General features: G+C 74.0%; 12 protein-coding genes, 1 other RNA gene and 1 pseudogene. 9 read left to right on the top strand and 5 right to left on the bottom strand.

Going from position 1 to position 20873, the window contains the following annotated elements:
- The first annotated feature begins 42 nt into the window (after window positions 1-42).
- Both ACQEVS_RS09655 and ACQEVS_RS09650 read left to right on the top strand, forming a co-directional pair.
- Window positions 43-228 (top strand): helix-turn-helix domain-containing protein, encoded by a 186-nt coding sequence (locus tag ACQEVS_RS09655; protein ID WP_433017988.1) that lies wholly within the window; start codon window positions 43-45, stop codon window positions 226-228.
- Between the two features lie 311 nt (window positions 229-539).
- The gene (locus ACQEVS_RS09650) at window positions 540-1637 is read left to right on the top strand and encodes a tyrosine-type recombinase/integrase (RefSeq protein ID WP_433017985.1); all 1098 of its coding nucleotides are present in this window, start codon (window positions 540-542) and stop codon (window positions 1635-1637) included.
- A gap of 416 nt (window positions 1638-2053) precedes the next feature.
- On the opposite strand, the gene rnpB is transcribed toward ACQEVS_RS09650, so the two are convergent.
- Both rnpB and ACQEVS_RS09640 read right to left on the bottom strand, forming a co-directional pair.
- Window positions 2054-2457: RNase P RNA component class A (rnpB, locus tag ACQEVS_RS09645), an RNA gene on the bottom strand.
- 67 nt (window positions 2458-2524) lie between these two features.
- Window positions 2525-3991 carry an RNB domain-containing ribonuclease gene (locus tag ACQEVS_RS09640; protein WP_433017982.1) on the bottom strand — a complete coding sequence of 489 codons (1467 nt, stop codon included), beginning with the start codon at window positions 3989-3991 and terminating at the stop codon, window positions 2525-2527.
- A 105-nt stretch (window positions 3992-4096) separates the two neighbouring features.
- Between ACQEVS_RS09640 and yaaA the strand changes: the two genes are divergently transcribed.
- The 3 genes from yaaA (at window position 4097) to ACQEVS_RS09625 (ending at window position 13628) form a co-directional block, all read left to right on the top strand.
- Entirely contained in the window at window positions 4097-4894 is a 798-nt protein-coding gene (gene yaaA / locus ACQEVS_RS09635) for a peroxide stress protein YaaA (protein WP_433017979.1), read from the top strand.
- Window positions 4895-5147: 253 nt separating this feature from the next.
- A complete protein-coding gene (locus tag ACQEVS_RS09630) occupies window positions 5148-8090 on the top strand; it encodes a hypothetical protein (protein ID WP_433017976.1) in 2943 nt (980 codons plus the stop codon).
- A gap of 1104 nt (window positions 8091-9194) precedes the next feature.
- The gene (locus ACQEVS_RS09625) at window positions 9195-13628 is read left to right on the top strand and encodes a hypothetical protein (RefSeq protein ID WP_433017973.1); all 4434 of its coding nucleotides are present in this window, start codon (window positions 9195-9197) and stop codon (window positions 13626-13628) included.
- Window positions 13629-14258: 630 nt separating this feature from the next.
- On the opposite strand, the gene ACQEVS_RS09620 is transcribed toward ACQEVS_RS09625, so the two are convergent.
- Window positions 14259-14948, bottom strand: a complete 690-nt coding sequence (locus ACQEVS_RS09620) for a CbrC family protein (protein WP_433017970.1) — start codon at window positions 14946-14948, stop codon at window positions 14259-14261.
- A 156-nt stretch (window positions 14949-15104) separates the two neighbouring features.
- Here ACQEVS_RS09620 and ACQEVS_RS09615 point away from each other — a divergent pair, with 156 nt between their 5' ends.
- A complete protein-coding gene (locus tag ACQEVS_RS09615) occupies window positions 15105-15539 on the top strand; it encodes a protein-tyrosine phosphatase family protein (protein ID WP_433017967.1) in 435 nt (144 codons plus the stop codon).
- 84 nt (window positions 15540-15623) lie between these two features.
- On the opposite strand, the gene ACQEVS_RS09610 is transcribed toward ACQEVS_RS09615, so the two are convergent.
- Window positions 15624-16196 (bottom strand): winged helix-turn-helix transcriptional regulator, encoded by a 573-nt coding sequence (locus tag ACQEVS_RS09610; RefSeq protein WP_433017964.1) that lies wholly within the window; start codon window positions 16194-16196, stop codon window positions 15624-15626.
- A 100-nt stretch (window positions 16197-16296) separates the two neighbouring features.
- Here ACQEVS_RS09610 and ACQEVS_RS09605 point away from each other — a divergent pair, with 100 nt between their 5' ends.
- Together ACQEVS_RS09605 and ACQEVS_RS09600 are read left to right on the top strand one after the other, a co-directional pair.
- Entirely contained in the window at window positions 16297-17751 is a 1455-nt protein-coding gene (locus ACQEVS_RS09605) for an MFS transporter (protein ID WP_433017961.1), read from the top strand.
- A gap of 324 nt (window positions 17752-18075) precedes the next feature.
- Window positions 18076-18432 (top strand): annotated as a pseudogene (locus ACQEVS_RS09600) (MFS transporter); the annotation flags it as partial.
- 492 nt (window positions 18433-18924) lie between these two features.
- Here the strand turns inward: ACQEVS_RS09600 and ACQEVS_RS09595 are convergent.
- On the bottom strand, window positions 18925-19644 hold the full coding sequence (locus tag ACQEVS_RS09595) for a TetR/AcrR family transcriptional regulator (protein WP_433017958.1): 720 nt from the start codon (window positions 19642-19644) through the stop codon (window positions 18925-18927).
- A 112-nt stretch (window positions 19645-19756) separates the two neighbouring features.
- Here ACQEVS_RS09595 and ACQEVS_RS09590 point away from each other — a divergent pair, with 112 nt between their 5' ends.
- Window positions 19757-20761 carry a zinc-dependent alcohol dehydrogenase family protein gene (locus ACQEVS_RS09590; protein WP_433017955.1) on the top strand — a complete coding sequence of 335 codons (1005 nt, stop codon included), beginning with the start codon at window positions 19757-19759 and terminating at the stop codon, window positions 20759-20761.
- The last annotated feature ends 112 nt before the right edge of the window (window positions 20762-20873 follow it).

Genomic DNA, 20873 nt, shown 5'->3' with positions numbered 1-20873 from the left:
TTCGGGCCGACCGGAGAAACGTACGGAAAGAAAAGGACGACCATGCCTCGTGGTGGCTCCAACGCATTGCTGAGTTTCGAGACGATTGCCGAGCGCATGGAAATCCCAAAGCGCACGGTCCTCGACAACTACAGGAGCTGGGACATCCCCGTCATACGCATCAGTGACCGAATTCTGCGCGTGCGAGAGCGCGACTTCGAAGCATGGGTCGACGCCCGCCGGGAGTGAACTCCATAAAGCGGGCAACGCAACCACGACCGCTATCAGCGGCCCGTTTGTCGAGCGTCCTCGCCGCGGCCAACCGGCTTGACCGGCTGCACCCCGTCCCACTTACAGTCCAACTCCCCTGGCCAGGGCCCTAACCCAGAACCGACCGAGAGCGCGAGAGGCGTCCCGTGTCACGCAAACCCACTGTCTACAAACGGTGCAACTGCCCTGATCGGGAGGCGCCCAAAAAGGGCGGATGCAATCACAGTTGGTCACACAACATCACCCTCGACGGATCTCGCACGCGCGGCATAATCCCGAACTCCGTCGGTATGACCCGAGCCAAGGCTCAGACCATCCTCGACGAAACGCCCGCCGGCACGGTCCCCGAACCCGTCGTGACCAACCTGACCTTCCGCCAGTGGGCCGCCGACTGGCTCGACAGGCGCCGCGTCAAGGAGACGAGCCTCGCAAGCTACGAGATAGCAATCCGCAAGCACCTCAACCCGCGGTGGGGCAGGAAGCGCCTCCAGAACATCGAGAAGGCCCAGGTGGAAGCTTGGGTAAAAGAGGTCGAGGCCGACCCGCGCATCGCCAACAGCACTGCGGAAGGCCATTGGAAGGTCTTCCAGATGATCATGAAGGACGCGCTGCAGAACGGGAAGATCACCCGCAACCCCACCTACGAGGTCGAGGGGCCCTACGTCGGCCCGACAGACTGGTACGTCTTCACCCCGGAAGAGTGTTGGGCGATCTACGACGAGTTCCCTGAGCGCTACCGCCCCATCCCCATGCTCGGCTTCGCGTGCGGCGCCCGACAGGCCGAGGCATTCGCCGTCTGCCAAGACGTCATGTCCTTCGACACGGGCCTGCTCACCCTGCGCCGGCAGGTGCTCAAGACGCAGGAGACGGGCCACAAGCCCATGCTCATCGACCGCCTCAAGACCAGCCCGCGCCTCACCACGAAGGACGTACCAGCGCCCTCGTACCTTCAAGAGGAACTCGCGGGGCACGCAGAGCGCTACCCCCCAATGGTCACCGAGACCGTCCTGTGGGAGCACAAGAAGACGGTCGACACCTGTAAGCGCGGGCCGGCCCGTGCGCTGTTCTGGACGCCGCGCGGCGGGCTGCTGAGCCGGAGCCACTTCAACGACGACCTGTGGAAGCCGGTCCTTCGAAGGTTGGGGATCAAGGATGAGAAGGGGGAGCTGCCGACCTTCCACGACCTTCGGCACACCTTCATCTCCACGTGTCTCCAGAACGGGATCCCCGAGCACACCGTGGCTGCCTGGGTCGGTGACACCGTCGAGGAACTGCGGCGCACCTACAGCCACCTCCTGAAGGACCACGCTGACACGCACGGGGCCGTAGCCGCCCGGCTGACAGCCCGGCCGGCCGCCTCACCCTCTCGCATAGGTATCGCCGCCTGACGCCTCTGGCGCCACCCTCAGCAACACGATGTCCAGCGGGGCCGAGACCGAACACAGGTCTCGGCCCCGCTGCCGTGTCCCTCGGCACCCGAACCTGGCCGCCGCACGCCTCCCAGTCGCCGCCTTCGTCGTTCTCTCGATCCGGGCTATTGGAGAGGTACAAACCAAACGGTGCTTTCGCCGCTGTAGCGACGGCGAAGTGCGCCACTCGGATGCCCCCAGCTCACGGGCCGTCTTCGCTGGTCGGGTCCCTTTGGAGCGGATCCGCCGCGGCTACTTCCATGGCTACTTTCATGGCTACGTACGTACCCGGGCGGTCCCGTTTGTACCCGTTTGAATCGGGGTTTGGCTGAGCTCCCTGGAGCATGAAAAAAGGCCCCTGACCTGCGCTTTCGCTGGTCAGAGGCCCTAGGTGGCGGACGAGTCGACCTATACGCCGGGTTCTGTCTCCCGGGGTCCTTGCGGGCCCTGGGGAGGCGGCCATCCATCTAGGCCTGCCGTTGCCGGCAGGCTCGTGCGGTCTACCCGCGGACTCGGGCGGGCAGCCCTCGATCGTCCGCGCAGGGTCGCCGGTGAAGGCGGCCCCTCTTGACCTTGCTCCGGGTGGGGTTTACCTAGCCGCCTGGGTCACCCCAGGCGCTGGTGGTCTCTTACACCACCGTTTCACCCTTACCGGGAATCCGAAGATCCCCGGCGGTCTGTTTTCTGTGGCACTGTCCCGCGGGTCACCCCGGGTGGGCGTTACCCACCACCCTGCCGTGTGGAGCCCGGACGTTCCTCGGGGGATCCGAAGATCCCACGCGGCCGCCCGGCCGGCTCGTCCGCCGTGTCGACCATGGTACCGGGCGGTCGGGGGAGGCGGTCACGCCGGGCGGCACATAGCGGCGTCACGCCGGGGCGAACCAGACCTTGTCGCGGCCCGGGTTCGCCTCGATCAGGCGGACGCGCGTCCGGTGGCCGAGGTGGAGCGGCGGGCCGTCGGGGTCGCCCTCGACGTGGCCCACGACGGCGGGCTCGTAGAGGTGGACCGTGCCCGCGGTCGGCCGGCGGTCGATCACGTCGACCACGTACGCGTCGAAGACCTCGCCGATGCGGTCGCGGAGCAGCGCCGCCTCCACCAGGTCGACGCACTCGCGCTCCGCCTCGGCCGCCCGGCGGGAGCCGGCGGCCATCTCGGCGGGGAGGGCGTCCAGCGCGGTCCGTACCCACTCGGGCGCGGAGGCGCCGGTCACCGCCGCCACGCAGCACTCCAGGGTGTAGCGGTCGGCCAGGCGGCGCAGCGGGGCCGTGCAGTGGGCGTAGGGGGCGGCGACGGCCGCGTGGACGGGGTCGGCGGGCGGGGGGCGCTCGGCGGGGCGTTCGCGGTCGAAGACGGCGTAGCCCGCACCGCGCAGCAGGGCCGTGCACTCCTGGAGGAACGCCGCGTGCTGCGGGTGCGCCGGATCCAGGGCCCGCAGGACGACGGCGTACGGCATGTCGTCCGGCCAGTTCACGCCCAGCGCGCGGGCCGTCCGGCGCAGGGCCGCGACGGCGGACTCCGGCGCGGGCGGCAGGGTGCGGAGGACGCCGGTGCCCGCCGCCAGCATCAGGTCGGCGGCGGCCATGCCGGTCAGCAGGGAGAGCTGTGCGTTCCAGCCCTCCACGGGCGGTGGTGTCCGGTATTCCAGGACGTACCGGCCGTCCTGCCGGACGATCTCCTGCTCGGGGGCGTCCAGCGAGACGCCGCCGCGTTCGCGTTCCCTCTCCTGCCGGAGCTGGCCCGTCTCGCGGAGCAGGACCAGCGGCTCGTCGGCGGTGCCGGTGTCGAGGGCCCGTTGGACGCCCGGGTAGTCCAGGCGGGCGCGGCTGCGGACGAGGGCCCGGCGCAGGTCCGTACGGACCACGGTCCCGTCCTCGTCCAGGTCGAACTCCCAGAGCAGCGCCGGCCGGTCGCGGTCCGGCAGCAGGCTCACCGCGTCCTCGGAGAGGGCGGCGGGGTGGAGGGGGACGCGGGTGTCCGGGTAGTAGACGGTCACCGCGCGGCGGTGTGTCTCCGCGTCCAGCGGGCCGCCGGGGGTGACGAAGGACGCGATGTCGGCGATGGCGTAGTGGAGGCGGTAGCCGCCCTTCGCGCGGCGGGCCAGGTGCATGGCCTGGTCGAGGTCCTTCGACCCGGGCGGGTCGATCGTGAACAGGGGCAGCGCCGTCGCGTCGTACACCGGGACGCGGGGCCGCCGCCGCGCGGCACGGTCCGCCTCCGCCCGGACGTCCGCGGGGAACCCGGTGGGGGCGTGCGTCCGCTCGCGCAGCTCGCGCAGCGCTCTCTGCAGCGGGGCGCGGTCCTCGTCCGTCACCCGCATCGTGCGGCGGGGCATGATCCGAGCGTAGGGGCGGGCCGGGCGGGCGGCGCGGTGAGTGTGGCGTACGGCGTTAGGCTCGCCGGGGCCGCCACAAGAACAGGGATGCAAGGAGAACCGATCGTGCTCGTGCTGTTGCCGCCGTCCGAGGGGAAGGCCACCGGCGGGACCGGGGCCCCGGTGGACACCGGCGTCCTCTCCCTCCCGGGGCTCGCCGCCGCGCGGGACGCCGTGCTCGCCGAGCTGGTGGAGCTGTGCTCGGGCGACGAGGAGAAGGCGGCCGAGGTGCTGGGGCTGAGCCCCGGGCTGCGCGGGGAGGTCGCCAAGAACGCCGGGCTGCGGACGGCCGGCACCCGGCCCGCCGCCGAGATCTACACCGGCGTCCTCTACGACGCGCTCGGCCTGACCACGCTCCCGGACGCCGCCCGGCGCGCCGCCGAGCGGTCGCTGCTGGTCTTCTCCGGGCTGTGGGGCGCGGTGGGCGTCGGGGACGCCATCCCCTCCTACCGGTGTTCGATGGGGGTGAAGCTGCCGGGGGCGGGGGCGCTCGGCGCGTTCTGGCGGGGACTGATGGCGGAGGTGCTGCCCGCCGCCGCGGGGGACGGTCCCGTCCTCGACCTGCGCTCGGCCGCCTATGCGACGGCCTGGAAGCCCAAGGGGGAGGTGGCGGGGCGCACGGTCACGGTGCGGGTGCTGCAGTCCCGGGTGGTGGACGGGGTCGAGAAGCGGTCCGTGGTCAGTCACTTCAACAAGGCGACCAAGGGGCGGATGGTGCGGGATCTACTGGTTTCCGGTGCGGAGCCGGGTGGTCCCGGTGAGTTGACCGAGGCGTTGCGGGACCTGGGGTACGTGGTGGAGGGCGGGGCTCCGGAGAAGGCGGGGCGGCCGTGGGCGGTGGATGTGGTGGTGACCGAGCTTTAGGGGGCGCCTGCGGCGGGGCTGTGCCCCGGCCCGCCCCCTCCAGAGGGGCACCCCCACTTCGCCGATTCCTGGGGGCTGAGCCCCCAGCGCCCCCTTATCGCGCTTTATCGCGGTTTCACCACCCGTCCTCAAACGCCGGACGGGCTGGACCACCCGAACGGAGCGCCAGATTCCGTCGTCACCCGTTCGGGTCATACACCGCCTGCCCCCAACCGGAGTATCCAGGGAGTGGGCACCGCGATAAGGGGGCGGCATGGGCACTCCGAACACTCCCGCACCGATCCGGGTACTGCGCGGCACCGATCTCCTGGACCTCGGCTTCGCGTTCGTCGGGCTGAAGTTCGACGACGACAGGCCGGGGGGTCGGCGGCTGGTCCGGGCCGATCCGCAGCAGGACGGGCTGCTCGTCGTCACGTTCGGGCCGCAGCACGTCGCGGAGCACGCGCTGTTGGAGGAGGGAGCCGATCCGGATCCCCGGGACGTACCGGTCGGTTCGCTCGTCAGCGGGCGGAGCGTGCTGGTCTTCGAGGTGGGGCCGCAGGACGCGGTCGGGTATTCCGAGGCGGGGCTGCTGGCGGCCATGCGCGGGTTGCCGTTGCGCGTCGTCGACGCGGCGCGGGAGGCCGACGCGGCGGTGGTCGCGGTCCGGCCGCCGCCCGGGGCGGGGGCGGATGGCGACGCCACGGACCGGGCCCTCGCGCTCGTACGGCTGTTGCGCACCACCGCCCGGCTCACCGCGCGGTACGGGGTGGACGCCACCCTCGCCGCCATCCCCACCGCGGGGTACGTGGTGGATGCCACCCTCGCCGCCACCCCCACCGCGGGGAATCCCCGCACCCCCGAGAACCCGCTCGCCGACCCCGCCCGCCCCCGCACCGGCATCGAACTGCCCTACAGACTGCTGCTGTCGCCCCCGCGGCAGGCCCGCTGGATCCACCGGGACGCGGCGGTGGACGAGCCAGGGCCGGCCGAGCGGGTCGAGATGTGGCACACCCGACTGTCCGGTGGCACGGTCCGCGCCGTGTGGAACCGCGACCGCGAACCGGGGACGCCCGCCCCCGAGGTGACGCGGCTGCCGCTCACCCCTCGGGACCGTACCGGTCTCGTCGACCTCACCGCGCACGACGGGCTGTCCACGGTGGAGGGCAAGCCGTTCACGCCGTTGCCGGTGAGAGCCCGCACGCTGATGCTGTCGGCGCTGGGCGGCTGGCTGGAGAGCGTCGGGCAGTGGCCCGAACGGCCCGCGGGAACCGACCTGTCGGACTGGCGGCAGCACACCACCCTCGGCCGGGACCACTACGTACGGGTGATGCACGAGGGGTACCTGTGTCCGTTCGGGCATCGCGCCGCCGTCGTGACGGTCACCGAACGGAAGTTCAAGGACCCGCGGACCGCCTTCCTCTTCCAGCGCTTCCTCGTCCTCGTCCGGCAGCCCCTGCGCACCTACGACCCGGCGCGGCCGCTGCCCGCCAAGGACGGCGACCCGGCCGCCGACCTCACCAACCTCCTCTTCCCGTTCACCAGCGTCCGGCTGGACACCCTCGTCACCCCCAACCTCGTCCACGTCCCCGATCCGCCCGACTCCACCTGGTTCTTCCCGGCGACGGCCACCGAGGACCCGTTCCTGTTCAAGGCCACGGCGGTGGACCACCAGGGGCGGATCGTCGAGTTCCGCACCCCGCTGCTCTTCGTTCCCGAGCATCTGAGCCGAGGGGCCCAACTCGCTGCCGTCCTCGACGAGTACAACAGCCGGTCCCGGCCTCCGGCGCCGGCTCCCGACGGTTCCCGGGCCGCCGCCTCCGTCGATCCGCCCCCCTTCACCAGCGCCGCACTGCTCGGCCAGTCCGTGGCCCTGGCGCCGCCCGTCAGACCGGACGACACCAGCGTCGACGTGGCCCACCTCGTCTGGGCCGCCGCCGCGCCGCCCGCGCTGGCCGCCCCGGACCCGGCCCATCCGGCGCCCGGCGAGGCGCACTTCATCCCGCAGCTGAGCTGGGCCACCGCCGCCGTACCCGCCGTCGGCGCGCTGACCGGCGGCGATGCCGCCGCCGTGCCCGTGACGTACGCGCGGCGGTACGCCCTGTCCGGCTTCGCGGCGGCGACCCAGGGAGCCAGGACGGGCAACCCGGGCGAGGTCTTCCTCAGCCTGCTGCCCACCGGGGGACCCGCGCTCGCCATGGACTTCGACAGCCGACGCGACCGCTCCGGCGCGCTCGTCGCGCCCAGCTTCGACGTGGCGGGACTCTCCCGCGCCACCGGCCCGGTCTCCGGCACCGGGCCCGTGGCCACGGCCCTGGACCGCATCGCCGGCGGGGAGTTCGACCCCGCCGACTTCTTCGGCACCCTCGACGTCGACTTCCTCGGCGTCCTCTCGCTCGCCGACGTCATCCGGCACATCCTGCCCGGCGATCCGCTGCCGGCCCTCCACGTGCCCAACTTCATCACGCAGACCGTCAGTTCGGTCACCGGGTTCCTCACCGACCTGCGCCGCGTCCGCGACCTGGCCGACAACGCCGCGCCCGGCCTGCCGCCCGCCGCACGGCAGGTCGCCGACACCGCCCGGCGGCTCGCCGAACTCGTCGCCGCCTATCTCGCCGAACACCTCTCCAGTCCCTCGCTTCCCATCGCCGGTCTGATGGCGGACGCATTGCCGGCGGACACATCACAGGTGGCCGCCTGGCAGGTGGCCGGTCCGTCGGCGGCTGGTCCGCCGGTGGCGGCTCCCACGGTGGCCACCTCGCCGGTGACCGGCCCGTCGGCGGGCAGCAGTTCGTCGGCGGGCACCGGTCCGCCCGAGGTGGCCGCGCCTCCCGGGGGCCCGCCACCACCGCGTGCCGCGCCCATCCCCGACCCGCCACGACCGCCTGCCTCGCCCACCACCGACCCGCCACCGACCGCCGGCGACCCGCCGCCCGTGCCCCCCACCGACTCACCCCGCGTGCCGTGCCCCCCACCGACTCACCCCCGCGCGCCGCGCCTTCCACCGACCCGCCCGTCACCCTCCAGCAGATCGACGACGCCTTCGCCGCCTTCTCCACCGCCCTCGACAACCTCCTCACCTCCCTCCCCGCCACCGCCGGCCCCGGCCTCCGCACCCTGCTCACCCGGGTCCGGGAACAGGCCGGCACCTGGACGACCTCCGCCGGGCAACTGCCCTCCCTCCGCGATGCGCTCCAGCAGGCCGCCCGCGGTCTGAAGCTCCCCGAGACGGTCAGCACCCGCATCGAGTGGAGCCCGCAGATCAAGCCCTGGCCCGACACCGGCGACCCGGTCTTCGTCCCGCACACCGAGGGCACCCGGACCGTCGGACGGCTCTCCCTCGTCGTCGACCTCCGCGGCTCACTGCGCCCGGACGTGTCCTCCGGCGCGGACATCACCTGCTCGCTGGAGGAATTCGACCTCGTCCTCATCCCCTCCTTCCACGCCATGCGGCTGACCTTCGACCGCGTCCGCTTCCGGATGCGCGCGGGCGAGAAGCCGGACATCGACGTCGGCTTCCGCAAGGTCGAGTTCATCGGCCCGCTGTCGTTCGTCGAGACGCTGCGGCAGCTCATCCCCATCGACGGCTTCAGCGACCCACCCGGCATCCAGGTCACCTCGTCCGGCATCACCGCCCGCTACGGCATCCCCCTCCCCAATCTCGCCGTCGGCGTCTTCAGCCTGGAGAACATCCGTCTGGACGCCTACCTGGACCTCCCGTTCATCGGCCGGCCGCTGGAGATCGGCTTCTCCTTCTGCAGCCGCCAGGCCCCCTTCCGGCTCACCGTGTCCCTGCTCGGCGGCGGCGGTTTCTTCGGCATCGTCATCACGCCCAAGCACGTCGCCGTCCTGGAAGCCGCCCTGGAGTTCGGGGCGGCCGTCTCCATGAACCTCGGGGTGGCGAGCGGGAGCCTGTCCGTGATGGCCGGCATCTACTTCCGGCTCGAAGCCGCCACCTCCGAATGCCGGATCACCGGCTACTTCCGCGCCCGCGGCGAGGTCGACGTCCTCGGCATCGTCTCCGCCTCCGTCGAACTCCTCCTGGAACTCACCTACGAGAGCGGCAGCGGAACCGTCTACGGCCGGGCCCGGATCACGATCAGCGTCCACATCGGGTTCTGGTCCCAGTCGGTCACCATCGAATGCGAGAAGCGGTTCCTGGGCGCCGGGCACTCCCCGGGCCCGCTCACCGCGGCAGAGGACGCCGTCCGGCCCCCTACGTTCGCCCGGATGATGGCGCCCTACCCCGACCCGGTGACCGGGCTGCCGCGCGATCCGGTCGACGAGTACTGCACCGCCTTCGCGGAAGTGAGCTGACGCCATGCCCGAGACGATCCGGTGGACCGTACTGCCCGACGGAACCGCCGCCGACGGCCGGCTCCGCCTCACCGTCCTGGTCAGCCCCCGCCTCACCGGGGGGACCACGCTCGACACCTTCCCCGCCTTCCACGACTGGCCCGCCACCCTCGGCCGGTACGCGACCGGCCTGCGGATCGAGTTCCGCGCGCCCGGCACCACCGGGCCCGGGACCGCCGTGCCCGCCGCCCCTCGCCAGGACCGCTACCCGCCCGCCGACAGCGACCTGTGGAAGGCCCTCTTCCCGACCACCTCCCCCGTACACCCGCCCGCCGGCGCCTTCGCCGCCGACGCGGCCGTGCCGCCCACCCTGCGCTCCTATCCGGCCCGGGACGTCCACGACCGGATCGGCACCCTCTACGAGGCCGTCGCCACGGCCACCGCCCTCCGCCGCGCCTTCCCGTCCTCCGGCGGCCAGGGAGCCGCGTCGTCCGGGGGTGAGGGGGCCATCCCGTCCGGCCGTGAGGAAACCCGTGACGAAGCCGTCCCGCCCGGCGGGGAGGGAGCCTTTCCCACCGGTCGTGAGAAAGCCGTCCCGCCCGGCGGCGGGGGAGCCGTTCCGGCCGGCCGTGCGGAAGCCCTCCCACCCGCCGGCGACAGCTCCTTCCCGTCGAGCGGCGAGGGCGCCACCGCCGTGCCGCCCGCCACCTGGGACCACCCCACCACCGGCGACCTCCGCGCCCCGCTCCCGCCGCCGCTGATGGAGCTGGCCCGCGGTGTCGCCGCCTCCTATCCGGGCCTCGACCAGCTGATCGAACACGGCACGGGCGGGCCCGCGGCCGTCGCCGCCAATCCGTTTCGCCCCCGGTACATGGACCGCACCAGCGACGCCTACCGCGGCAACGCCGCCGCCCACAACCTCGCGGAGGCGTACCGCTTCTACGACCGCCCCCAGGTGCCCGCGCCGCCCCCGCCCACGGCACCCGACGTCGACTTCCACACCGCTTGCGCCCTGCTCGCCGACTACCCCGAACTCCTGCGCCGCTTCGGCCTCGCCGTCGACCTGCTGGTCACCCCGCCGCCGGGGCTCGCCGACCGCTGGCAGGCGCGCGTCCGGTTCACCGCGGACCAGCAGCAGCTCAACGAGGACGAGGGCCTGCGGCCCTGGACCGAGCTGCGCTACGTCGCCGGGAGCCGCTTCGAGCCGTACGCCCCGGACGACGGCCCGTACGGGCGGCGGATGCTGCGGCTGGGCGGGGACGGGATCCTGGTCACCGACCTGGACGTGGACGGCGCCGCGATGAAGTTCGTGGAGTTCTCCCGGATCGTGGACCAGACGCTCGCCGCGGCGACCGACCCCAAGGCGTCCGTCGCCCCGGACAGCACGGCCCCGCCCGCCCTGCACGGCGCCGGCCTCACCGTCATCCGGGAGGGCCGCGACGTGGAGCTCGCCGACCGGATGGAGGCCGACGCCCGGCACACGGCCGGCGTCGGCCCGGCGGGCCAGACGCCCGCCGTCGCCGTCCTCGACGCCTCCGACCTCGTCCGCGGCTACCGCGTCGACGTGGGCGTCGTCGAGGAGCCGGCGGGGGCCGGGGGAGACGACGGAGGGGCCGCCGCGCCCGTCACCGTCTGGCGTCCGCTGTGCGCGCGGACCGGGCGCTACGCGATCCGCCGCCCCGGGCAGCCCGTCGTGCCGCTGACCGTCGCCCCCGACGAGGGGCACGTCAAGGCCACCGCCGTCACCCACGACAAGAAGGACGGCAACCAGCTCTACGTGCACCAGGCCCTCTGCGGCTGGCACGGCTGGAGCCTGGCCGCGCCGCCGCCCGGCCGGACCCTCGGACCGGACGACCGGCCCCGGGTGCCCGCGCCCGAGGTGTCGCCGGTCTTCCCGCTGGACACCGCGTTCCGCCCGGTCCGGGGGTCGCTGCCCGCCCTGCGGTTCGGCCGGACGTACCGGCTGCGCGCCCGGCTCTGCGACCTCGCCGGCAACGGCCCCGGCCCCGACGCCGACACCCCCGACGGCACCGCCTCCGCGCCCGTCACCTACCGGCGCTGGGAGCCCGTGCCGCCGCCCGTGCTCGTGCCCCGGTGGCCCTTCCTGGAGGGCGAGTCGGAGCCGCGGCTGGTCATCCGCAGCACCGTGCGGGACGACGGGACGCCCGTGCCGCCCGACGCGTGGGCGGCGGCGCGCAACGCGCAGGTCCCCGACCACCCCGCGCAGTCGCCCGTCGACGGACTCGACCGCCGCTACCGGGCCTGGGACGAACGGCACGTCAGCCCGCCCAAGTCCCCGCTCCAGACGGCCGAACAGCACGGCATGTACGACACCGTGTTCGGGCCCGACAAGGCGGATCTGGTCCGCCGCCGCTACTTCGCCGCCGCCTCCCGTGAGGCCGGCAGCTACCTGGACACCGTCGTCAGCCTTCCCGAGAACCCCGACGTCACCACCGACCTCAAACTCCTCGGCGAGATCAAGGTTGCGAAACACGACGTCCACGACACCGCACCGCCGACCGAACTCCCCGTCCCCAGAGGGCAGGGCCTCCGGCCCGGCGAGTACGTCGTCCACCGCGGCGCGCAGCTCCTGCTGCCGTACCTGCCGGACGTCCCGGCCCGGGGCGTCTCCCTGCGCGGCCTGCCGGGGGCGCCGCCCAACGCCACCTATGACTTCCCCGGGCCCTGGCCGCAGGCCCGGCCGCTGCGCCTGAAGATCGTCGAAGGGGACGGGCCGCCCGTCTGGAGCGGCCTCCTGGAGCGCGAACTGACCGTCCGGCTGCCCAAGGCGACCGTCGCCACCGTCCGGATGAGCTGCCGCCTCGACCCCGCCGACCTCACCCTCTTCCGCGCCTGGGACCTGCTCACCGCCTCCGGACTGTGGAACGACCCGGACCCCGCCACCGGGCTGCCGCAGGAGAAGAAGGACGAGCTCACCGCCGCGGCCGCCGACGGCGAGAACTGGATGATCACCCCCTGGATCGAACTCACCCTCGTCCACGCCGTGGAGAAGCCGCTCGCCGCACCGGAGCTCGGCCCGCTCACCTTCCCCCGCGAGGAGGGACAGACCTTCACCCCGTTCTCCGGGCGCCTCCACAGCCACGCCCGCAGCACCGGGCGCGTCGACATCGACGCGAGCTGGCAGGAGTGGACGGACGACGTGGCCCAGGACTCGCCCCAGCGCACCGAACGGCACGCGCGAGTCGGCCACTTCACCCTCGGACGCATCGAGGACGACCGCTCCCTCTTCGGCCTCCGCCACGAGTTCCGCGACACCCTGCACCGCGCCGTCACCTACACCCCCATCGCCACCACCCGGTTCCGCGAGTACTTCCACCCGGCCATCACCGACCAGCCCGCGCTGATCACCCGCAAGGGCCCGGCGAGCGCGGGGCCCGACGGCCGCGGCTGGCACGTCCCCAGCTGCCGCCGCCCCGAGCCGCCCGACGTCAGCCATCTCGTCCCGACCGTCCGCTGGGAGCAGACCGTCGACCACGAACGGCACCGGGTGACCCGCACCCGCCGGCACGCCGGCTTCCGGGTACACCTGCGCCGCCCCTGGTTCTCGTCGGGCGATGACGAACTCCTCGCCGTCGTCCTCGATCCCGCCGCCACCGGCGGCCCGGGCACCGGCACCCCGCTTCCCGACGAACTCGCCACCCGCTGTGCCACCGACCCGGTCTGGGAAGACCCGACGGCCCCGCCCCGGCTCGCCCCGGCGAACTTCCCGGGTGCCGCGCTCACCGCCGACGGGCGGGTGCTCGCCGAACCGGTGGGCGGCGCGCCCGCCACCGCCTCGGTCGCCGCGTTCACCCCCGACTACGACCCCGAACTGCGGCTGTGGACCTGCGACATCGACGTCGACCTCGGACCGGCCGCCGGTGCCACGGCCTACTTCCCGTACCTGCGCCTGGCCCTGGCCCGCTACCAGCCCTACTCCGTCGACCCGCTGCATCTGTCCAAGGTCGTGGCCGCGGACTTCCTCCAACTGCTGCCCGACCGGACGGTCACCGCCACCATGACGTCCGCCGGCGCCGTCCGGCTGGAGCTGAGCGGCCCGGTCGCGCCGAACGCCCTGGGCAAGCGGGTCGGCAGCGGCCAGGCAGCGATGGCCGCGAGCCGCCGCGTCCTCGCCTCCGTGGAACGGCGGGCCGTCGGCAGCGGCGATCTCGACTGGGCCGGCACCGGCACCGTCCTCGAACTCACCTGCGTCGCCAAGGGATCCACGTTCGTCTGGTCCGGCGACCTGGTGCCACCGGCACCGCAACTGCTGCCGCTCTCGGAGTACCGGCTGGTCGTGGAGGAGCACGAGGTCTACGCGACGGACAGCACGACGGCGACGGGCACGGTGACCCCCGCCGGCGGCGGCACGGCGGTGCCGGTCGGCCGCCGGCTGATCCACGCGGACCGGTTCGGGCTGCTCGTGACGCCGCTGGGCCGGATCGTCCTCCGCGAGTGACCACGGGCGGCCGGGCGGGGGAGGGGCCGGCGGGCGACTCGCGAGCGACGCGCGCCCGGCCGGCCCCTGCCGGAGCGGCGCCGGGCGCGGGGGCAGGGGCGGCTCCCGGCGCGGCGGCCGGTGTGTCACCGGCGCGTGCGTCGCCGGCACACGCGTCATCGGTCCATGCGGCGGCGGTCCGTGCGTCATCGGTCCGTGCGGCGGCGCGTGCGTCACCGGTCCGTTCGCGACGGCCGTAACCATCGCCGGTCGTGCCGTCGACCCACCGCACCGGATGCACCGGGCGCACCCAGCGTCCCGGGCGGAACGGACCGCGTGGCGGAGCCGGCCGGCCGCCGCACGGCACAGGCGGGACAGCGGACTTCGGGGCTCGCGCGGTCGGAGGGGACGGCGCGAGCCCTGGACACGGGCGGCGAGCGGGCCGATCCGATGGAGGGTGCCGATCCGGCGAAGGAGGCCGATCGGGCCGCGTCGGCGCGGTGGGCCACCCGGGCGCATGGAGCCGACCGGGCGGAGTGAGCCGAGCGAGCCGTCGAGGCCGAGCCGGCCGAAGGGGCGGAGCCGGAGGGGCCCGGGGGCGCGCGGGCGCCGGGCAGTCGATCCGTTCATGGTCACCTTCACCCACGCCGTCTATGTGAAGTCGGAGTACGCCAGGTGCGCGTCGCACACCCGGCAGCGGAAGAGGTACGCGGTCGGCTGGCCCTCCCGGTCGAACGAGCCGAGGTAGCGCTCGATCTCGTCGGCGGACCACTGCCAGGCGACGGCCTCGCGGCGCAGGGCGTCGACCGCTTCCGGGTACGCGGCCAACTCGGCGCTTCCCACCGGGCCGAGGAAGGCGGCGGCGTCCCCGCAGTGCGAGAGCCAGACCGATTCCTGCCAGGCCGAGAAGCCGGGGGTGCGCCGCCCGACGGCCGTCAGGACGGCCTCGGGCACGTCGCCCGCCACGACCCCGCAGAAGGAGGCGTCGTACCGCTCGGCGGCGCTGCCGTCCGCTATGCACCAGGGGCAGAGCCGGCCGCGCAGGTCCTCGTCCGCCGCGGTGTACACCGGACCCGCGTAGACAAGGCCGCGGACGCGGCCGCAGCACGCGCAGGCGGTGTGCGGGTCGGGGGCGACGGAGCCCGTGGCCAGGGGTCGGGGTGGTAGGGGAAGACGGGGAGGGCGGTGCTCACGGTGTCGTTCACGAGATCGTCCACGGGTCGTTCTCCGTACGCTGCTTGGCCGGGCGCGCGTTGGGACGCGGGGGACGGGCGGCGGGCTGCCGCGCCGTCCGTTCCCTCGTCCCTCCGCACGTCGTTGTCCATGAGAAGAGCATGGCACCCACCACTGACAACGGACCTTCCTGTGATCGACTCCGGTCGGTCCGAAGGTCGTTCGGAAGGATGGACCGGTCGTTAGGGAGGGTGGGCCGGTCGTCCGGGAGGGTGGGCCGGTCGGCCGCCGGGCGGCGCGGGTGTCGCCGCTTAAGGTGGTCGCGTGAACCCCACCTGGCCCGAGAGCACCCCTGGTCTCCTCCGCCTCCCCTCCGGGCGGCTGGTGCGGGGACGGGCGCTGCGACGGCCCATGCCGGACGGGCCGGTTCCGGAGTACGCGGTGTATCTGCTGGGGGAGCGGCCGCCCGAAGTGGCCTGGGAGGCGGAGTGGTTGCGCTGGCCCGACTTCCGGCTGCCCGCCGACCCTGAGCGGGCCCGGACGGTGTTCCGGGCGGCATGGGAACGGGCCGGGACCGAACGGGTGGAGCTGGCCTGCGGCGGCGGGCGCGGAAGGACGGGCACGGCGCTGGCCTGCCTCGCCGTACTCGACGGCGTCCCGGCCGGGGAGGCGGTGGCGTACGTACGGCGGCACTACGATCCGCGCGCCGTCGAGACGCCCTGGCAGAAGCGTTTCGTCCGCCGTTTCGACGGGAGTTGAGAGGCGCGAGGAGCATGGGAAGCGCGGGGTCTGTGACCTGTGCGGGGGCTTTGGCGGGCCTGAAGAAACAGCGGAGCCGGTGACCTAAGACGCCCCGCCCGCCCCGCCCGCCCGGACCGCCGCCTCCGGCTGCTCCGGGAAGAGGTCCGTCAGCAGCCGGTGCGGCTTGCGCCGCAGCGCCTCGCTCACCCGGTCGTCCCGCAGCGTCGGATCGGCGCCCGGCCCCTGCCGGATGACGAGGTCGGCCGGGGGAGGGACGGTGTCGCAGGTGGGGCAGAGGCCGGCCGGAGTGACATCCGTGCCGCAGGAGGCGTGGCTGAAGAGGCGGCGCGCGCCGTCCGGAGTGAGCCAGCGCTCACCCCACTGCGCCAGGGTGTAGACCGTCGGCCAGAGGTCGACGCCGCGTTCGGTGAGGACGTAGTCGACCTCTACGCCGGTGGCGCGCGGGCGGCGTTCGAGGAGGCCCACCGAGGTCAGTGTCTTGAGCCGGTCGGTGAGGACGGCGCGCGGTACGCCGAGGTGGGCGTGGAAGTCGGCGAACCGCCGCACCCCGTAGAAGCAGTCCCGGAGGACGAGGAGCGTCCAGCGCTCGCCGACCACCTCCAGGGCGCGCGCCAGTGAGCAGTCCTGATCCGTGTACCCGCGTCCCAATCCCACCACCTCAGGCTAGCAGTTCAATCATTGAACTTTGTGGTTCAATCAATGAACCACAGCGCCCGGCCTGTCACGGCCGGCCCGACCGACCCCGGGGGTAGTCATGACGGTGGCCGTCGAACCCGAAGGACCGGCCGAACCCGCCCAGCCCGCCGAAGCGGCCGCGCGCCCGCGGCCTTCGGCCCGTTCGACCCTCGCCGTCTCCTGCGCGGCGACCCTGCTCGTCCTCATGAACTTCACCGCGACCCTGCCCACCGCCGGGCTCGTCGCCGCCGACCTCGGCTCGGGGCCCTCCGGGCGGACGTGGATCCTCGGCGCCATCGGCGTCGGCCTCGCCGCCAGCCTGATGGCGGCGGGCGGCCTGGCCGACGACCGGGGCCGCAAACGGACGTTCACGGCCGGCGGCCTGCTGCTCGTCCTGGCGAGCGCGGTGTGCGCGGCGGCGCCCGGCACCCTCGTCTTCGTGTGCGGCCGGCTCGTCCAGGGCGCCGGCAGCGCCGCCCTGCTGGCCGCCGGGCTGGGCCTCGTCGGCCGGGCCTTCCCGCCCGGCCCGGAGCGGGCGCGGGCCACCGGTCTGTGGGGCGCCATGGTGGGTGGCGGCATCGCCGTCGGACCGGTGTTCGCCGCCCTGCTCGTCAAGTGCCTCGACTGGCGCGCCGGTTACGTCGCCCTCGCCGCCCTCTCGGCCGCGGTCACGCTCTGGGGCGCGGTCTCCCTGGAGGAGTCGCGGAACGAACACCGCCGCGGCTTCGACACCGCCGGCGTACTGACCCTCGGCCTCGGGGTCGCGCTCCTCGTCGGGGCGCTCGTCGAGGGCCGCGGCGGCTGGGGCCGGCCGAGGGTCGTCGTCCTCCTGGTGGCCGCGGCGGTGCTGCTGGCGGCGTTCGCGGTCGTCGAACGGCGCGTCGCCGCACCGCTGCTGGACCTCGGCCTGCTGCGGCGGCCCGCCTTCGCCGCCTCGGCGGTCGGCGCGCTGGTGATCGGCGCCGGTGTGGTCGGCCTCATGACGTACGTCCCGATGGCCGCCCAGAGCCTGTTCGGCATGGGGCCGTTGCGCAGCGCCGCCCTGCTGGGCGTCTGGTCCGGGCTGTCGTTCGTCGTCGCCCCGCAGGCCCGCCGGCTGGCGGGGCGGGTGGCGGACCGGCATCAGGTCGCGGCCGGGCTGGCCGTCTGCGGCGCGGGGGAACTCGCCCTCGCGGGGATCGGCGAGCACGCGTCGTGGTGGCGGTTCCTGCCCGGTCTGGTCGTCGCCGGGGTCGGCAGCGGTGTCGTGAACGCCGCGCTCGCCGGGCTTGCCGTACGGAGCGTGCCGGCCGACCGGGTGGCCGTCGGATCCGCCGCCAACAACGCGGCGCGGTACCTCGGTTCGTCGGTGGGCGTCGCCCTGATCGCCGCCGTCATGGCGGCCGTCCCGCACGGCGGCGGGGCCGCCCACGAGGCCGCGCTCGGCCTGAGCCGCGCCGCGCTCGCGGCGGGTGGGCTGACGCTGGCGGGGGCCGTCGCCGTCGCGCTGTGCCGGGAGCGAGGGGAGGGGAGTAGGGGGACGGGAGCGGCGTGAGGAGCGGAGGGGGAGTGGTGTGAGGGGAACGGGAGGGACGTGAGGGGAACCGGAGGGACGGGAGGGAGGTGAGGGGGAGCCGTCCCCCGTTCGGAGGATGGGCCGTCCCCCGGCGCCCCGCCCGCCCTCCCGGGGGCGGGCGGGGCCGCGCGGCCGGATGCTGGGGAAGGGAGGGCCAAGGAGCGCGCCGGACGGCTCCGGCCCCGCACCAGCACCACCGTCCCCGTCGGACCAGGAGGCACCGCCGTGCCCGCGCCACCCCTCTCGGCACCGGTCGGCGACCGTCGGAGCATCGTCCTGACGGTCTGCTGCGTCGCCCTGCTGATGATCGGCATCGATGTGACCGCCCTGAACGTCGCCCTCCCCGCGATGGAACGGGAGCTCGGCTCCTCGGTGGCGGGCATGCAGTGGGCCGTCGACGCGTACAGCCTGGCCATGGCCGCCCTGATGCTGCCCGCGGGCTCGACGGCCGACCGGACCGGCCGGCGGCGGGTGCTCCGCGCGGGGCTCGTGGTGTTCACCGCCGCCTCGGCCCTGTGCGCCGTCGCGCCGTCCCTGGGCGCGCTGGTCGGCTTCCGCGTGCTCCAGGGCGCCGGGGCCGCCGGGCTGACGCCGGTCTCGATGGCGATCATCTCCCACACGTTCACCGACCAGGCCGAACGGACCCGGCTGCTCGTCGCGGCGGGCGCCTCCCTCACCGCCGCCGGGGCGCTGACGGCGGTCCTCGCCGGGAGCACGTCCACCGCCCTGATCCTCGGGGAGTACGTCCTCTTCGGGCTCGGCCTGGGCCTGGCCGCCCCGCTGCTCATCACGACGGCCGTCTCGGGCCTGCCCGAGGACCGCGCCGGCCTCGCCTCCGCCCTCTTCACGTCCTGCGGCCGCTCGGGCTTCGCCCTCGGCGTGGCCGTCCTCGGCGCGATCCTGGCCGGCGGCCTGCACGGCGCACCCCTGCACGACGCCCCCGCGTTCACCGCCGCCGTGCGCCCGGCCTGGACGGTCGTCGCGGGGTGCGGGGTGGTCGTGACGGCGCCGGCCGTGGCGGTCACGGGGCGGGCCGAACGTCCCCGACCACCGTTTCCTTCAATGAGCCCCCGGCCGAAGGGCCCCAAGGTCCCCAGGCCACCGTCTCGTCGAACGAGTCCTCGGCCGGGCCTCCCCCGCCACCGTCCCGTTTCAGCGAGCCCCCGGCGGTACGAGCCCCAGCGACACGATCACGTCGTGCAGTTCCGCCTCGTAGAGCGCGCCGGGGTCGGCCACGCTCGGGCGAAGGTGGCCGTAGATCTCCAGTCCGATCAGCCCGTACATCCGGCCCCAGACACGGAAGGCGAGCGCGACCGCGCCGGGGGACACGTCGGGCAGGTGCCGGCGGATCTCCTCGGCGAGCTCCGGTGTGAAGTCGGACCACGTGTGGTCGCCGGGCGGCTGTCGGGGGGCGGCCTGGGGCCAGGCGGCGGCGATGAGTTCGACGAGGCCCAGGCAGGCGCGCTCGGAGGGGCGGGGCGCGGGGCCGCCGGTGGGCGCGACGTACCCGGCCACCGGATCGCCGTAGACGAGCCGGAAGCCCTCCGGTTCGGCGAGCGCCCAGTCGCGCAGCGCCCGCCACCATGCCTGGATCCGGCCGGCGGTGTCGTCGGCGGGGCAGGCGTCGCGGGCGGCCTCCGCGCGGTCGACGAGCTCCGAGTAGACGTCGTTGATCAGCGTGGTGATCAGTTCGTCCCGGGTGGCGAAGTAGCTGTAGACGGCGCTGGCGCTCATGCCCATCTCGCGGGCGATGGCGCGCAGCGAGATGGCGTCCGGGCCGCCCTCGGACATCAGCCGGAGCGCCGTGGCCTTGATCTCCGCCGTGGTCTGGGCGCGGAGCCGGGCCCGTCTGCCCTGGGTCTGTGGGATCACCCTTGACACTTTACAGCGCTGCATTACAGTGCGCTGAGTGAAAACTGAACGGTGCACGGAAAACGTGCGGTGTCAGTTCCCAGGCGCTGTGAGCGCGGCGAAGGGTGGGGCGATGAAGGCCAGAACGGTGCTGTTCGACGAGGTGGGCGGCCCTGAAGTGCTGCGGATCGAGGAAGTGGAACTCGGCGCGCCGGGGCCGGGCGAGGTCCGCGTCCGGGTGGAGGCGGTGGGCCTCAACCGGTCGGAGGCCCTGTTCCGGGCGGGGGCGTACTACTACGGGCCCGACCTGCCCGCGTCCCGGATCGGTGCCGAGGCGGCGGGCGTGGTCGAGGAGGTGGGCCCGGGGGTCGAGGGGTTCGCCGCCGGCGACCTGGTGACCGTACTGGCCACCGCCTCGGGCGCGATGTCCGCCTACGGCGTCTACGCGGAGCGCGTCAACGTCCCGGCGGACACGCTGTTCCGGCGGCACCCGTCGGTGGACGCGATCACCGGTGCCGCGACCTGGCTGTCGTACCTCACCGCGTACGGGGCCCTGGTGGAGATCGGAGGGCTGCGCCCGGGTGACACGGCGCTGATCACCGCCGCCTCCAGCAGCGTCGGCATCGCGGCGATCCAGGTGGCGAACCTCGTCGGCGCCGTCCCGGTCGCCGTCACCCGCACCGCCGCCAAGAGGGAGCAGCTCCTCAAGGCGGGCGCCGCGCAGGTGGTCTGCCGGGACGAGGACGATCCCGTCGCCCGCACCGGCGAACTGACGGACGGCGCGGGCGCGCGTGTGGTCTTCGACGCGGTGGGCGGACCCGAACTCCCGGCCCTCGCCGGGGCGGTGGCCCGGGACGGCATGCTGATCGTCTACGGCTCGCTCGACGGGCGCCCCACCCCGCTGCCCCTGCACTGGCCGCTCGCCGTCTACGGCTTCGCCCTGCCCGCCGTCCTCGACCACGACGACCGCAAGCGGCGCGCGACCGCCTTCATCGAGTCGGGCCTCCGCTCCGGCGCCCTCTCCCCGCTGATCGACCGCACCTTCCCGCTGGACGCCATCGCCGACGCCCACCGCCACATGGAGGGCAACGGGCAGGTGGGCAAGATCGTGGTCACGGTGGGGCGGGGAGACGGGTGAGGCGGGCGGGACGGGGGCCGGAGAAGCGGTTCGCCGGTGAAACGCTTTCCGGCTTGCCGGGCAGGTGCAGAAAACTGCACCTCCGAGGCGTAGTCGGCCGGATTACGGGGGC

It is taken from the genome of Streptomyces sp. CA-181903 (assembly GCF_050937075.1).
In the GTDB taxonomy this organism is placed as follows: Bacteria; Actinomycetota; Actinomycetes; order Streptomycetales; family Streptomycetaceae; genus Streptomyces.
The sequence above is the reverse complement of the archived record's forward strand: the minus strand, read 5'-3'. Positions and strand labels throughout refer to the sequence as shown.